This is a genomic window from Sphingomonas faeni, from assembly GCF_023195535.1.
GTDB lineage: Bacteria > Pseudomonadota > Alphaproteobacteria > Sphingomonadales > Sphingomonadaceae > Sphingomonas > Sphingomonas faeni_B.
On the sequence record NZ_JALPNF010000003.1, the window covers coordinates 377169 to 392468 of the forward strand.

Sequence of the window (15300 nt, forward strand, 5' to 3'; positions counted from 1 at the left end):
GCTCGTACCGCAACTCTACGCGTCGGGTACGACCGGTAATCAGACAACGTAGATCGGGCTCGCGGGTTTCACAGTTTTCCGAGCCATGCGACGACCTGAGCCGCAATCGGCATGAACACAGTATCGTCGGGGTTCGAAGCCGGCGGCGTCCCCGCATCGGACGCGGTGCGGATCGAAATCGTCAGCGGCACGCGGCCGAGGAACGGGATGCCGAGCTCGCGCGCCGCTGCCTCCGCGCCGCCATTGCCGAACGGGTCCGACGCCTCGCCGCAATGCGGACAGATATAGCCGGCCATGTTCTCGACGAGACCTATGATGGGAATGCCGGCCTTCTCGAACAGGTCGATCGCGCGGCGCGCGTCGATCAGCGCGAGATCCTGTGGGGTCGAGACGATCACCGCGCCCGCCGGGCGGTATTTCTGGACCATCGTCAGCTGGACGTCGCCGGTCCCGGGCGGGAGATCGAGTACGAGCGTATCGGTCAGGCCCCAGTCCGCCTCGACCAGCTGGCCGAGCGCACCCGCCGCCATCGGCCCGCGCCAGGCGATCGCCTTGCCCGGTTCGACGAGCTGGCCCATCGACAGCAACGGAACGCCGTACGGGGTCGGGACCGGATCGAGCACCTTGTCCTTGGCGGTCGGGCGGGTGCCCTCGACATTCATCAGGCGAGGCTGGGACGGCCCGTAGATATCGGCGTCGACCAGCCCGACGCGGCGACCGGCACGCGACATCGCGATGGCGAGGTTGGCGGCGAGCGTCGATTTGCCGACGCCGCCCTTGCCGCTGGCGACCGCGATCAGCCGGCGGGTCGAGCGTTCGGCGGTCACCGCGATCCGTACTTCGGTCACCCCGGGCTGCGTCGCGGCCATCCGCACGGTCGCCTCCAGCGCATCGCGCGCCTGCGGATCGAGCCCGGTGGCATCGATGATGATGCCTGCTCGTGTTCCTTCGAGCCGGACGGTCGCCCGCTTGCCCGCCACTGCGGCAACCGCCGCCTTTACCGCTTCGATATCGATCATCGTGGCCAGATAGGGCCGCTAAGGGCGCTTGGCACTGTTTTTCCGCCGCCGCACACCTATAAAGGTTGGTATGACGATCTTCTCGCGCTGGTTCCGGCGCCCCGATATCCTCGCCACCGAAACACCGAAAGGCCCTTGGGGCGGTTCGGGCGACGACGGTAACCCTGGTCCGCGCAATCCCTGGGCCCTGCCGCCCGGCGGTCGCAAACCCGCGGCCAAGCCGACCGCGCTCGACGAGTTCCTGCGCAAGGCTCGTGGCTCGGGTGGCGGGGGCGGCGGCAATGGCGGCTTCGGCGGCCTGCCGTCGGGCGCCAATGCCCGTGCGCTCTGGGCGATCGGCGTCGCGATCATTGCGGTCGTCTGGATCCTGTTCACCGCGATTCACCAGATCGGCCCGCAGCAGCGCGGCGTCGTCACCTATTTCGGCAAATATGCAGGCACGCTCGATCCGGGTATCCGCCTGACGATGCCCGCGCCGATCGCCAATGTGATGGTGGTCGACGTGCAGAAGATCCGCACCGACAACTTCCCCGTAGGCGAAGGCGAGAACCTGACGCTCACCGGCGACCAGAACATCATCGATCTGGCCTATTCGGTGCGCTGGGACATTGCCGATCCGCGCGATTATGTGTTCCAGCTCGCCGAGCCGAACGACACGGTTCGCGCCGCCGCCGAGAGCGCGATGCGCGCGGTGGTCGCGACGACCACGCTCGACCAGGCGATCGGTACGGGACGCACGGTAATCGAACAGCGCGTCGCGGAGATGACGCAGCAGATCCTCAACGACTATAAGTCCGGCGTCCGCATCCAGGGCGTCGCGATCAAGCAGGCCGCTGCGCCGGCACGGATCGTCGAGGACTTCAACGCCGTCACCGCCGCGCAGCAGGAGGCGATCGCCAACCTCAACCAGTCGCGCTCCTATGCGCAGCAGGTCGTGGCCCGCGCGCAGGGCGAGGCCGCGTCGTTCGACAAGGTTTACGAGCAGTATCGCCTCGCCCCCGAGGTGACGCGTCGCCGCATGTATTACGAGACGATGGAGGCTGTGCTCGCAAAGAGCGACAAGACGATCGTCGAGACGCCGGGCGGAGTGGTGCCGTACCTGCCGCTATCGAACGCCAAGCGTTTGCCGAACCCCGAGGCTGTCCAGTCGACGCCAGCGCCGGCCGCGGCGGCGGCTGCCCCTCAGTCTGGAGCTGCCCAGTGAACGCCGTGAGTTTCCGCAATCCGATCGTGGCCGGGATCGTCGCGCTGCTGCTGGTGATCCTCGCCGCCGCGACCTTTGCGATCGTGCCCGAGACCAAGCAGGCGGTGATCCTGCGCTTCGGCCAGCCGATCCGCACGGTGAACGCGTGGCAGCCCAACACCGCGTTCGGCCAGACCGGTGCGGGCCTGATCGCCCCCATCCCGTTCGTCGACCGGATCGTCTGGATCGACAAGCGCGTGCAGGATCTGGAGCTCGACAACACGCTGGTGCTGTCGACCGACCAGCTGCGGCTCGAAGTCGATGCGTACGCCCGCTACCGGATCGTCGATCCGCGGAAGATGCGCAACGCGGTCGGCAGCGAGGACCGGATCCCCGATCAGCTTCGCCCGATCCTCGGTTCGGCGCTGCGTAACGAACTCGGCAAGCGGCGCTTCGTCGAACTGCTGAGCCCCGAGCGCTCCGAACTGATGGACAACATCCAGAAGGGCCTCCAGCGCGTCGCCAGCCAGTACGGCGTCGAGATTGTCGATGTCCGTATCAAGCAGGCGAACCTCCCCGTCGGCCTGCCGCTCGAAAGCGCGCTCAAGCGCATGTCGAGCGCACGCCAGCAGGAGGCGATCACGATCCGTGCCGAAGGCCAGAAGCAGGCGCAGATCGTGCGTGCGCAGGCCGATGCGGATTCGGCGAAGATCTATGCCGAGAGCTTCGGCAAGGACGCCGATTTCTACGACTTCTACCGCGCGATGCAGTCGTATCGACACACGTTCGGCGCGGATGGCGGGCCGGCGCCCGAAGGATCGACCTCGATCATTCTTTCGCCGAACAACAGCTATCTGCGGGAATTCGAGGGCCGCGGGCGTTGAGCCTGCGGAACCTTTGAACCCCGGTTCATATTCAAGCATCATTCAGGACGGTGTGGCTAAGCGCCACCTGTTTCGATTGATGAAACGAGAGGACAACATCTAGTGCGTTACGCCTACGCCATTACCAGTGCTCTTCTCCTCGGCGGCGCGACCGCGACGCTCGCGCTCCAGCCCAGCGGTGCGCAGGTTGCGCAGAACGAACCCGGTGCGATCCAGGCGGTTTCGCCGAAACCCGGCGCGCCGATGAGCTTCGCCGACATGGTCGCGCGGCTCCAGCCTGCGGTCGTCAATATCTCGACCAAGCAGACGATCGTCCAGAAGCAGCAGGCCAATCCGTTCGCGGGCACGCCGTTCGGCGACCTGTTCGGCGGCATGGGCGGCGCGCCGGGCGCGCCCCCGGTGAAGCGCGAAGGCGCCTCGCTCGGCTCCGGCTTCCTGATCTCGCCCGACGGCTATGTCGTCACCAACAACCACGTGATCTCGCCGGGCGCACAGGGCGCGACGGTCGACTCGATCACGGTGACGCTGAGCGACAAGAAGGAATATGTCGCCAAGGTCATCGGCAAGGATCAGGAATCCGATCTCGCACTGCTGAAGATCGACGCGGCCAACCTGCCGTTCGTGAAGTTCGGCGATTCGAACGGCGCGCGCGTCGGCGACTGGGTCGTCGCGATCGGCGAGCCGTTCGGCCTGGGCGGCACCGTGACCGCGGGTATCGTCTCGGCGATCAACCGCGTCACCGGGCAGGGCGGCGCCTATGACCGCTTCATCCAGACCGACGCGTCGATCAACCAGGGCAATTCGGGTGGCCCGATGTTCGACCTGAACGGCAACGTGATCGGCGTGAATTCGCAGATCTTCAGCCAGTCGGGCGGCAATATCGGCATCGGTTTCGCGATCCCCGCAGCCGTCGCCAAGCCGATCATTGCCACCTTCATGAAGGGCGGCACGATCGAGCGCGGCTATATCGGCGTGCAGTTGCAGCCGGGCGGTACGATCAACGAAGACACCGCCGCGGCGCTGGGCATTCCCAAGAACCAGGGCGAGCTGATCAACGACGTGACCGCTGGCGGTCCGGCGGCAAAGGCCGGCGTGCGCGCGGGCGACGTAGTCACCAAGGTGAACGGTCAGCCGGTGACGGTCGACCAGTCGCTGTCGTACCTCGTCTCGAACGTGAAGCCCGGCCAGACCGCGCGCCTCGATATCCTGCGCAACGGTAAGCCGACTACCGCCAACGTGGTCGTCGTTCCCCGGCCGAGCGCTGACAAGCTGGCGGCGACGCTGGGCGGAGACGCGCAGGGCTTCGGTGGTGACGACAGCGATGACGGCGACGATTCCGGCACGACCGCGGCACCGACGGCCGGCGCGGCGCTCGGTATCGGCGTACAGCCGCTTACCCCGGCGATCGCACAGGCGGTTGGCGTGGAGCCCGGCACGCAGGGCGTCGTCATTGCCGTGGTCGCGCAGACCAGCGATGCGTATGGTAAGCTCAAGCGTGGCGATGTCATCATGTCGGTCAACGGTACGCCGGTGCGTACCTCTGCCGACGTTCAGACCGCAGTGACGACCGCCAAGTCCGCCGGGCGCCCGCAGGTCCTGCTGCAGGTCAAGCGTGCCCGTGGTCCGGCGCAGTTCCTGCCGGTCAAGATCAAGTAAGACTCGACCGACCTATTGATCTCAAAGGACCGTCGCTCACCCGAGCGGCGGTCCTTTTTCTTTGCATCGTGCGGGGATAGGGTCAGCACCGGATACAGAGGACGAGACCCATGACCGACGGCATCTTCATCGGCGCAAGCGTGGACGGCAAGCCGCAGACGCTCGAATTGAAGCGCGCCAACCGCCACGGCCTGATCGCGGGCGCGACCGGTACCGGCAAGACGGTGACGCTGCAGGGCATCATCGAGGGCTTCTCCGCGAACGGCGTGCCGTGCTTCGTCGCCGACGTGAAGGGCGACCTGTCCGGGCTCGCGATGGCCGGCTCGCCGACCGCCAAGACGCACGCGACATTTGCCGAGCGCGCGAAAGCGATCGGCGACGACACCTGGGCCTATGCCGACAACCCGGTGCAGTTCTGGGACCTGTTCGGCGAGCAGGGCCATCCGATCCGCACCACGATCAGCGAGATGGGGCCGCTGCTGTTGTCGCGGCTGATGGACCTCAACGAGGTTCAGGAGGGCGTGCTGACGATCGCCTTCCACGTCGCCGACAAGGAGGGGCTGCTGCTGATCGACCTCGACGATCTCCAGGCGATGCTGACCGAATGCGCCGGGCGTGCGGACGAGCTGACGGTGACGTACGGCAACGTCTCGAAGCAGTCGATCGGTGCGATCCAGCGCTCGCTGCTCCAGTTGCGTACGCAGGGCGCGGAGAATTTCTTCGGCGAGCCGGCGCTGGAGATGAACGACTTCATCGGCGTCGACGATCGGGGGAGGGGGATCGTCAACATCCTCGCCGCCGACAAGCTGATGGCCTCGCCGAAACTGTATGCGACCTTCCTGCTGTGGCTGATGAGCGAGCTGTTCGAGCATCTTCCCGAGGTCGGCGATCCCGACAAGCCGGTGCTGTGCTTCTTCTTCGACGAGGCGCATCTGCTGTTCGACGAGGCGCCCAAGGCGCTGCTGGAGAAGATCGAGCAGGTCGTCCGGCTGATCCGCTCGAAGGGCGTCGGCGTGTATTTCATCACCCAGAACCCGATCGATATCCCCGACACGGTGGCGGGGCAGCTCGGCAACCGCGTCCAGCATGCGCTGCGTGCGTTCACGCCGCGCGATCAGGCGGCGGTGCGATCTGCAGCGGAGACGTTCCGCGCGAACCCCGGCGTTGATGTCGCGACGATCATCACCGAGCTGAAGGTCGGCGAGGCGCTCGTGTCGCTGCTCCAGGCGGACGGCGCGCCGACGCCGGTCGAGCGCACGCTGATCAAGCCGCCTGCCTCGCGCGTCGGTCCGATCACGGCCGCCGAGCGGAAGGTGATGATCGAGACCGATGCGGTCGGCGCGAAATACGACATGCTGGTCGACCGCGAGTCGGCCGAGGAACTGCTCGCGGCTAAGACGCAGGAAGCTAGCGCCGCCGCGGCCGAGGCGAAGGCGACGACCGAGGCGGAGAAGGCTGCGGCCGCGCAGGCGAAGCTCGATGCGAAGGCGGCGAAAGAGGCCGAGCGGGCTCGGGTTGCAGAACAGCGCGAGGCGGATCGCCAGCAACGCGAAGCGGACCGCGGGGCTGCGAACTCGCCCTGGACCAAGATGGCATCGTCGGCGACGCGCGCGGCGAGTTCGTCGATCGGCCGGCAGGTAGCGAACGAGATCGGCAAGCAGGTGTTCGGCACCAAATCGCGACGGTCGTCGACGGGCGGTGGCTTGGTCGGCACGGTCCTGCGCGGGGTTTTAGGCGGGCTGTTCCGGGGGTAGACTGCCTCCATGATTGGGGGCGGGCAGCCACCCGCCCCAACCAAACACCACCCCGGCGAAGGCCGGGGCCCAATTGGGTGACTGAGGTAACGGCGGACGGCGCTCCGTTACATCGACCTTCCCATTTGGGCCCCGGCCTCCGCCGGGGTGGTGGTCAGGCCATTCAAGGAGCCAAGCGATGTCCCTCGATTTCGAATCCACCACCGACTGGGCCCCGACCGACTGGGCCACTATCGGCGAGGACAGCCTCGACGACGCGATCACGCTCCGTCGTGCGATCCACGCCGATCCCGAGGTCGGCCTTCACTGCCCCCGCACATCGGACAAGGTGAAGGCCGCGCTCGCTGGCCTCCCGCTGGAAATCCGCGAGGGCACCTCCACCACGGGCTTCGTCGCGATACTGCGCGGCGGGCGCGGCGGCACCGCCGGCGGCAACGGTCGCACGGTGTTGCTGCGCGGCGACATGGACGCGCTGCCGATGCAGGAGGAGACCGGCCTGCCGTTCGCCTCGAAGATCAACGGCGCTATGCACGCCTGCGGCCATGATTCGCACACGGCGATGCTCGTCGGCGCGGCCAAGGCACTCTGCGCACGTCGCGACGAACTCCCCGGCACAGTCGTCTTCATGTTCCAGCCCGGCGAAGAGGGCCATCACGGCGCGCGGCACATGATCGCCGACGGCCTGCTCGACGCCCCGCTGCCCGAGGCCGGGTTCGCGCTCCACATCTCGCCGAACATGCCGATGGGCCATGTCGTCAGCCGCGCGGGTACGCTGATGGCGTCGACCGACACGTTGCGCGCGACGATCACCGGCCGCGGCGGGCATGCCGCGATGCCGCACGACTGCCTCGATCCGCTGCCGATCGCCTGCGAGATCGTCACCGCCTTGCAGACCTATGTCGCTCGGCAGGTGGCCGTTACCGACCCTGCAGTGCTGTCGATCACCAAGCTCAATGCCGGGTCCGCGCACAACGTCATCCCGTCGACCGTCGAGATGCTCGGCACGATGCGGACGCTGTCGGAGCGGACGCGCGAGCAGGTGCGCGCGGCGTTCATCCGCATGGTCGAGGGGATCGCCGCGGCGCACGGCGCGGTCGGAACGCCGACGATCGAGGAAGGCTATCCGGTCACCGTCAACGACGAGCGCGCCACCGACCTGATGAAGGCATGCGCGACCGCGATCGGCGGCGAGGGCGCGTATCAGGTGATGCCGCCGATGATGGGGGCGGAGGACTTCTCCTACGTGCTTCAGAAACTGCCGGGCGCGATGGCGTTCATCGGCGCGGCGCCAGAGGGCAGCGATCCGCGCACCAACCCGCCGCTGCACAACACGAAGATGACGATCGACGAGCGCGTGATGGCGCATGGGATCGCGATGCACTGCGCGGTGGCGGAGCGGTTTTTGGCAAACGGCTTCGACTGAGGCTGTTTTGGAAGACGTCGCCTACTACACCGTCATCCTGACGAAAGTCAGGACCCAGAATTGCGGGCGATACCGCATTTGGCTCTGGGTCCTGACTTTCGTCAGGATGACGGCAGGGCCTAGGCTTCCGCCCGATACCGCCGCCGTGCTTTAACTAAGAGCCCGCGTGGTCCCGGCGTACTTCGCCACCGCCGCCGCGGCCGCCTGGATCAGCTTCTGCCGCTCCGGCATCGGCCGGATCGTATCGCCGATCATCACCGCGATCGCATAGCGACGCCCATCCGGCGCGGTCAGCAGGCCGACGTCGTTGAACCCCGCATTGCGTCGCCCGAGGTCCTGGCCGGTGCCGGTCTTGTGCGCGATCTCCCAGCCGCCGGGGAGCGCGGCGCGCAGGCGGGCGCGGCCGGTGACCGAACGTCCCATCGTGTCGAGCAGGATCTTGGTCGAGGTTTCGGACAAGATATCGCCCTTCGCCAGCCGGGCAATCGCATCGGCGATCGCGATCGGGGCGGCGCCATCGGGCGGATTGCGGACATACGCGTTCATCGCAGCCTCGCGCACGGCCGGCGACAGCCGATTGCGCGCCGTCATGAAGCCGCCGTTGACCGCATAGGAGGGCTGCCAGACCAGCCCCGCCGTGCCGCTCTGCAACAGTCGCTCGCCCGGCCCGAACCGGATCGCACCAAGCTGTTTCCGCGCGATCATCGACCGCACCGCGGACGGCCCGCCGACCCGCGTGAGCAACCGGTCGTTCGCGGTATTGTCGCTATGCGTTAGCGCGCGGGTCAGCAGTGCGCCGACGGTCGTGCGATAGCCATCGCCCTTCACCAGGATCGCGATCGGCTGGTGGAACAGCGTCAGGTCTTGCGGGCGGACGACGATCGGTTCGTCTAGGCGGATCTTGCCCTGATCGCGCAGGTCCATGACGGTGAGCGCGACCCACAGCTTGCTGACCGACTGTTGCGGCAGCAACTGGCGCCCCCCGGCCTCGACCGTCCAGCCATCGTCGACCGCGCGGACGGCGATGCCGGCCTTGCCCTGGAAGCCGCTCTGCAATTCGGAGATCGCGTTGATCAGGCTGGCGGGCGCGGGGCGCGGGGTCCGCGGCAGTGGCGGCGGCACCGGGATCGAGACGACCCCCCCGGCCTGCTGCATCGGGGTGACCGCCGGTGGGCTCGGCCGCGACGCCGATCCGCATCCAGCGAGCGCCACGCCGAAGAGAGTGGTTGCCAGAAGCCGCTTGAACGCACTCGCCGATGTCATCATGGATTGAACGCCCTGCACTGGAGCAGCGACCCTTATCCGTTGATCCGGCGCGGGAAACAGCGCCTGTTCCCCGCTGCGACGAAGCGCGCCGACCGTGCGCCAAGCCGCCCCCATGTCAGGGAACGAGAACCGTATCGACCGCGTCGGGCAGCGTTCCGGGATAATCGAGCGTGAAATGCAGCCCGCGGCTTTCGTGCCGGTGCAGCGCGGACCGTACGATCAGTTCGGCGGTCTGGAGCAGGTTGCGCAACTCGATCAGGTCGGGGGTGACGCGGAAATGCTGGTAATATTCCGCGACCTCGTCGTTGAGCAATTCGATGCGGTGCTTGGCGCGTTCGAGCCGTTTCGTGGTGCGGACGATGCCGACGTAATTCCACATGAAACGGCGGATTTCGGTCCAGGTCTGCTTGATGACGACCTCTTCGTCCGAATCCGTGACGCGGCTTTCGTCCCAGGGGCGGATTGGCGGGGGCGGGGGTAACTTGTCCCAGTTCGCCGCGATGTTGTCCGCCGCCGCCTCGCCGAACACGAAGCATTCGAGCAGCGAATTGGACGCGAGGCGGTTGGCGCCGTGCAGGCCGGATTCGGTGCACTCGCCGGCGGCGTACAGGCCGGGAAGGTCGGTCTTGCCATGTTCGTCGATGACGATCCCGCCGCAGGTATAGTGCTGCGCGGGAACGACTGGAATCGGCTGGGTCGTCATGTCGATGCCTACCGTCAGCAGCTTCTCGTGGATGTTCGGGAAGTGATGCCGGATGAATTCGGCGGGCATGTGGCTGATGTCGAGATGGACGTAATCGAGGCCGTAGCGCTTGATCTCGGCATCTATCGCACGCGCGACGATATCGCGCGGCGCCAGTTCCATCCGCGCGGGGTCGTAATAGGTCATGAAGCGCTTGCCGGTCGACGGGTTGATCAAGCGCCCGCCTTCGCCCCGCACTGCCTCGGTGATCAGGAAATTCTTGACCTCCAGATTGTAGAGGCAGGTCGGGTGGAACTGCATCATCTCCATGTTCGAGACCCGCGCCCCCGCCCGCCATGCCATCGCGATGCCGTCTCCGGTCGCGCCGCGGGGTGCGGTCGAGAACAGATATGTGCGGCCGGCGCCGCCGGTCGCGAGGATCGTCGCGCGCGCGGTGTAGAGCGCGACCCGCTCGGTCTTGCGGTCGACCGCGTAGACCCCCCAGACATTGCCGGCACCCGAATAGCGTTGCTCGTGACGGCCGGTAGCGAGGTCGATCGCGATCTGGTCGGGGACGAGGGTGATGTTCGGATGCGCTTCGGCGGCTTTCTGGAGCGCCTCCTGGACCGCCCAGCCGGTCGCGTCTGCGACGTGGACTATGCGGCGGTGCGAGTGGCCGCCTTCGCGTGTGAGGTGCAGCGCGTTGCCTTCGGTCTCGAACGGCACGCCGAGATGCGTCAGGCGCTCGATTGCGGCGGGCGCGCCTTCGACGACCATCTCGACGACCGCGCGGTCGTTGAGACCGGCGCCTGCGACCATCGTGTCCTCGACATGGTTCTCGAACGTGTCGCCGGGCTCGAGCACGGCGGCGATCCCGCCTTGCGCCCAGGCGGTCGAGCCTTCGTTCAGCGCGCCCTTGGCGAGCACGGTGACCTTGAAGCGGTCGGCGAGGTTGAGCGCGGCGGTAAGACCTGCGGCGCCCGAGCCGACGATCAGGATGTCGCTGTTCATGCGTTGGCGGCGCGAGTCAGGCTGAGGAAGACGTCTTCCAGATCGGGCTCCTTGGTCGAGACGTCGACGATGCCGAAGCCGTTGGACTGGATTGCCGCCAGGACTTCGCCAGCGTTCACGCGGTCTTTCTTGTAGGTGATTTCGAGCGTGCGATTGCCCATCAGCGTGATCTTCTGGAAGCAGGCGTTGGCGGGGATATCGGTCACGTCGCGGTCGACGGTGACGGCGACGATCTTTTCCTGCGCCTTGCCGACCAGTTCGCGCGTGGGTTCGTTGGCGATCAGGCGACCGTTGTTGATGATCGCGATCCGGTCGCAGAGTTCTTCGGCTTCCTCGAGATAATGCGTGGTGAGGACGACGGTCACCCCGGCCTGGTTGAGGCTGCGGACATAGGTCCAGAGCTGTTGGCGGAGTTCGATGTCGACGCCCGCGGTCGGCTCGTCGAGGACCAGGACGGGGGGTGAGTGGACCATCGCTTTGGCCACCATCAGGCGGCGCTTCATGCCGCCCGACAGCGTGCGGGCATACGCGTGCGCCTTGTCCTCGAGGTGCACCGCGCGGAGCAGTTCCATCGTGCGGCGCTTTGCCTTGGGGACGCCGTAGAGCCCGGCCTGGATCTCCAGCGTCTCGAACGGCGAGAAGAAGGGGTCGAACAGGATCTCCTGGTTGACGATTCCGATCGACGCCTTGGCGTTGCGCGGGTGCTCGTCGATGTCGAAGCCCCAGATCGCGGCGCTGCCGTCGGTCTTGTTGACGAGGCCGGCGAGGATGTTGATGAGCGTCGACTTGCCCGCGCCGTTGGGGCCGAGCAGCCCGAAGATCTGGCCGCGGGGGATATCGAACGTCACATCGTCGAGCGCGCGTTTCGGCGGCGCCGTGCCGACGGGCGCGTAGGTCTTGCAGAGGTTCTTGATGGCGATCGCGGCTTCGGTCATGCCAGCGGCATAGCGGGGCGTCGCGGGCTGGTCATCCCCTCGGGCGTGGCAAAGAAGATTTGTTCGCGCGGAGACGCGGAGACGCGGAGGTGTTGCATCCAGCCTGTCGGTCGGGAGACGCAACTGTCTGTTTCGCCGTAGATGATCGGAAGGTCGCTTTGCGACAAGCGTAACACCTCCGCGTCTCCGCGCCTCCGCGTGAACCCATTCTTCCTTCTAGCCCACGCCGAAGAAGCAATTGCCCGGCCGGCGCACCCTTGCTATCGCCCCCTCATGCATCCGCCGCTCGAAACCACCCGCGTCACCCACGCTCGCGTCGCCTGCGACGGCGCCACCGACATTCCCGGCGGTGCAGCGCTCGGCCATCCGCGCGTGTGGTTGCAGATCGACGAGACCGGCTATGTCGATTGCGGCTATTGCGACCGGCGTTTCATCCTCGTCGGCGGCACGGCCGATGGCGCGGACCAGTCGACATTGCGCGATCACGGGGATGGCGCAGGGCGCTAAGCCGCTTATATCTATCGGATGACGATAGCAGCAGACCCCCGTTCGTTCCTCTACCGCGATACGCTCGACCCCGAACAGGCGCAGGCCCTGACCGCCAAGGCGCTCGGCAAGGCCGATGACGGCGAGCTGTACCTGCAATATCGCAAGGCCGAGGCGTTCGGCTTCGACGACGGCCGGCTGAAGACCGCCTCCTACGATACGAGCTCGGGGTTTGGCCTTCGCGCTGTCTCGGGTGAAATGACCGCGTTCGCGCATTCCAACGAGATGACCCCCGCCGCGATCCGCCGCGCCGCCGAAACGATGGCGCTGATCGAACCTGGCGTCGTGGCAAAGGCGGGCCCGCCACAGGGCACGAACCAGCGCCGCTATACCGCCGTCGACCCGCTCGACCTCGTCCCGTTCGCAGACAAGGTGAATTTGTGCCAGACGATCGATGCCGCCGCGCGCGCCCGAGATCCGCGCGTCGCGCAGGTGTCGGTAAGCCTGTCGGGCACATGGTCGGTGGTCGAGATCGTTCGTGCCGACGGTTTCGTCGCGACCGACGTGCGGCCGTTGGTGCGTCTCAACGTTTCGATCGTCGCCGAGCAGAACGGGCGCCGGGAGACGGGGAGCTACGGGATTGGCGGTCGCTATCTCTATAACGACCTGTTCGAGCCTGCGACGTACAACCGCGCGATCGACGAGGCTCTGTCACAGGCCTTGGTGAACCTCGAATCGATCGCGGCGCCGGCCGGCGAGATGACCGTGCTGCTCGGTAGCGGCTGGCCCGGCATCCTGTTGCACGAGGCGATCGGTCACGGGCTGGAAGGCGATTTCAACCGCAAGGGCACGTCGGCCTTCTCCGGCCGCATCGGCGAGCGAGTCGCGGCCGAGGGCGTGACGGTGGTCGACGATGGCTCGCTCCAGGATCGCCGCGGGTCGCTGACGATCGACGACGAGGGCACGCCGACGCGCGAGACCGTGCTGATCGAGGACGGCATCCTCAAGGGCTATATGCAGGACCGGCTCAACGCGCGGCTGATGGGTGTCGAGGCGACCGGCAATGGCCGCCGCGAGAGCTACGCGCACGCGCCGATGCCGCGGATGACGAACACCTTCATGAAGGCGGGCAACGACGATCCGGCCGAGCTTCTGTCGCGCGTCAAGAAGGGCATCTTCGCCAAAGCGTTCGGCGGCGGGCAGGTTGATATCGTCTCGGGCAAGTTCGTGTTCAGCTGCACCGAGGCGTATCTGATCGAGGACGGCAAGCTCGGCGCACCGATCAAGGGCGCGACGTTGATCGGCGACGGGCCGAGCTCGCTGACCAAGGTGCGCGGGATCGGCAACGACTTTGCGCTCGACGAGGGAATCGGGATGTGTGGAAAGGGCGGGCAGTCGGTCCCGGCCGGCGTGGGGCAACCGACGTTGCTGGTCGACGGGCTCACGGTCGGCGGGACGGCGGCTTAAAGGCCGCTGACCACCATGTCGATCGCGGCCTTGAGATCGTATTCATAGTTGAGCAGCGAACCTACTTTTTCGCGCAGTCGTCGATCATCGACCGCGCGCAGAAACTGGATCGCTACCCGGTATTCCGTTCGGTCCATCGTCACGAGAGGGTTGAGGCGGGACTTGGATACAGACGGTTCGTCGGGTTCGCGTAGTGGAGCTACGACCCGCGAGCGCAAGTCGCTCAGAAGATCGCTTTGGCAATCGACGACGAGGCCGTGACCTTCGATCGCATAGACATCGAACTGTGCCATTTAGAGCGTCTCGAGACCAGACAGCGGAATTCCATTCTCGTCGATCCAGCGATTATGCGCTTCGATCCACTCTCGGTTCTCGTCCTTCCATCGTCGCTCACGCTCGGTCTTGATCGCCGCGCGAAGCGCAGCCTCCGTGACGCGCGACATGTTGACACCTGCTTCTTTCGCTGCCGCCACGATGCCGGTATCGATCGACATGTTGACGGGGCGGCGTTTGCTCGAAGCTATGTCATCGTGTTTCATTGCACAGATCTATGCGCATGATCCTTGCGCGTCAATTCGGAGCCAACCGATGGAATTCTTCCCCGCGCTCACCGACGAGCATCGTGCGTTCGTTGACCGGCAGCCGGTGTTCTTCGTCGCGACGGCGGCCGAGGGCGCGCGGATCAATCTTAGTCCCAAGGGCATGGACAGTTTCCGCGTGCTCGATGCGAAGACGGTCGCGTATCTCGACGTCGGTGGGTCGGGGAACGAGACGAACGCGCATCTGGGCGCGGACGGGCGCATCACGATCATGTTCTGCGCGTTCGACCAGCCGGCGCTGATCTTCCGGATCTATGGCAAGGGCCGTGCCGTGCTGCCGCAGGACGAGGGGTGGGCGGACCTCTTTGCCCGGTTCACGCCGCTACCCGGCACGCGACAGATTTTCGTGATCGATGTCGATGAAATTCAGACGAGTTGCGGCTGGGGCGTGCCCTTCATGACACTGGACCGCGAGCGGCAGACGCTGTCGAAATATCATGCCCGGCAAACCGAGGCCGAACGGATCGAGGAGCTGGCGGGGCCGACCGCGAGCATCGACGGGTTGCCGGTGCGGCTTGGGACCGTCCTGCCGGACCGTGTCGGCGCATGAGCCTGGTCGAACTGGGGCGGTACGGCCGGAACGAAGCGCATATTATCGTCGGGCGCCTCGAGAGCGAAGGTATCCCCGCGGTCGCGTTCGACGGGGGGATGTCGATCATGGAGGGGAGCTGGCTGCTGATCCCGGTGCGCGTCATGGTCGACGAGGAAGATCTTGTGGCCGCAAGAGACATTCTCCCGGACTGACCATTTTTCATGCGGGCCCTTCGGCTACGCCCGGGAGAGCCTCGTCCCGGCGTCCACGATGCTGCGCCCGCGACGAGTTCGAGTTTACGGAATCCTGGTTCCCTCCAGCACGTCGGCGGCTTGCCATTCAATCAAGAAGACGTGTTTCCCTGCGAAGGCGGGGATCCAGACTGGGCTCCCGCCTTCGCGGG

General features: G+C 66.3%; 15 protein-coding genes. 9 read left to right on the top strand and 6 right to left on the bottom strand.

Annotated features, from left to right (window positions below; all coding sequences use genetic code 11):
* Positions 1-68: 68 nt before the first annotated feature.
* Entirely contained in the window at positions 69-1019 is a 951-nt protein-coding gene (locus SPHN_RS09000; RefSeq protein WP_187504017.1) for an Mrp/NBP35 family ATP-binding protein, read from the bottom strand.
* Between the two features lie 70 nt (positions 1020-1089).
* Here SPHN_RS09000 and hflK point away from each other — a divergent pair, with 70 nt between their 5' ends.
* From hflK to SPHN_RS09025, 5 genes are all read left to right on the top strand, one after another.
* Positions 1090-2223, top strand: a complete 1134-nt coding sequence (hflK, locus tag SPHN_RS09005; RefSeq protein ID WP_248522805.1) for a protease modulator HflK — start codon at positions 1090-1092, stop codon at positions 2221-2223.
* A complete protein-coding gene (gene hflC, locus SPHN_RS09010; RefSeq protein WP_248522807.1) occupies positions 2220-3086 on the top strand; it encodes a protease modulator HflC in 867 nt (288 codons plus the stop codon). Before hflK ends, hflC begins: the two co-directional genes overlap by 4 nt.
* Before the next feature lie 102 nt (positions 3087-3188).
* Positions 3189-4742 carry a Do family serine endopeptidase gene (locus SPHN_RS09015; protein ID WP_248522809.1) on the top strand — a complete coding sequence of 518 codons (1554 nt, stop codon included), beginning with the start codon at positions 3189-3191 and terminating at the stop codon, positions 4740-4742.
* A gap of 110 nt (positions 4743-4852) precedes the next feature.
* Entirely contained in the window at positions 4853-6496 is a 1644-nt protein-coding gene (locus tag SPHN_RS09020) for a helicase HerA-like domain-containing protein (RefSeq protein ID WP_248522811.1), read from the top strand.
* Between the two features lie 178 nt (positions 6497-6674).
* Positions 6675-7919 carry a M20 metallopeptidase family protein gene (locus tag SPHN_RS09025; protein ID WP_248522813.1) on the top strand — a complete coding sequence of 415 codons (1245 nt, stop codon included), beginning with the start codon at positions 6675-6677 and terminating at the stop codon, positions 7917-7919.
* Between the two features lie 150 nt (positions 7920-8069).
* On the opposite strand, the gene SPHN_RS09030 is transcribed toward SPHN_RS09025, so the two are convergent.
* From SPHN_RS09030 to SPHN_RS09040, 3 genes are all read right to left on the bottom strand, one after another.
* Positions 8070-9185 (bottom strand): serine hydrolase, encoded by a 1116-nt coding sequence (locus SPHN_RS09030; RefSeq protein WP_248522816.1) that lies wholly within the window; start codon positions 9183-9185, stop codon positions 8070-8072.
* A 115-nt stretch (positions 9186-9300) separates the two neighbouring features.
* The gene (gene nadB / locus SPHN_RS09035; RefSeq protein ID WP_248522817.1) at positions 9301-10878 is read right to left on the bottom strand and encodes an L-aspartate oxidase; all 1578 of its coding nucleotides are present in this window, start codon (positions 10876-10878) and stop codon (positions 9301-9303) included.
* Entirely contained in the window at positions 10875-11813 is a 939-nt protein-coding gene (locus SPHN_RS09040) for an ABC transporter ATP-binding protein (RefSeq protein ID WP_248522818.1), read from the bottom strand. The genes nadB and SPHN_RS09040 overlap by 4 nt, the downstream gene beginning before the upstream one ends.
* Before the next feature lie 273 nt (positions 11814-12086).
* Here SPHN_RS09040 and SPHN_RS09045 point away from each other — a divergent pair, with 273 nt between their 5' ends.
* Complete coding sequence (locus tag SPHN_RS09045) at positions 12087-12320, top strand: zinc-finger domain-containing protein (RefSeq protein ID WP_248522819.1); 234 nt, start codon at positions 12087-12089, stop codon at positions 12318-12320.
* A gap of 18 nt (positions 12321-12338) precedes the next feature.
* Complete coding sequence (gene tldD / locus SPHN_RS09050; RefSeq protein ID WP_248522820.1) at positions 12339-13766, top strand: metalloprotease TldD; 1428 nt, start codon at positions 12339-12341, stop codon at positions 13764-13766.
* Here tldD and SPHN_RS09055 read toward each other — a convergent pair.
* Complete coding sequence (locus SPHN_RS09055; RefSeq protein WP_248522821.1) at positions 13763-14059, bottom strand: CcdB family protein; 297 nt, start codon at positions 14057-14059, stop codon at positions 13763-13765. The two genes, tldD and SPHN_RS09055, sit on opposite strands and share 4 nt — an antisense overlap.
* Complete coding sequence (locus tag SPHN_RS09060) at positions 14060-14305, bottom strand: type II toxin-antitoxin system CcdA family antitoxin (protein ID WP_248522822.1); 246 nt, start codon at positions 14303-14305, stop codon at positions 14060-14062.
* Positions 14306-14354: 49 nt separating this feature from the next.
* Here SPHN_RS09060 and SPHN_RS09065 point away from each other — a divergent pair, with 49 nt between their 5' ends.
* A complete protein-coding gene (locus SPHN_RS09065; protein WP_248522823.1) occupies positions 14355-14915 on the top strand; it encodes a pyridoxamine 5'-phosphate oxidase family protein in 561 nt (186 codons plus the stop codon).
* Positions 14912-15109, top strand: coding sequence for a DUF2007 domain-containing protein (locus tag SPHN_RS09070; protein ID WP_248522824.1), 198 nt, complete (start codon positions 14912-14914; stop codon positions 15107-15109). Before SPHN_RS09065 ends, SPHN_RS09070 begins: the two co-directional genes overlap by 4 nt.
* The last annotated feature ends 191 nt before the right edge of the window (positions 15110-15300 follow it).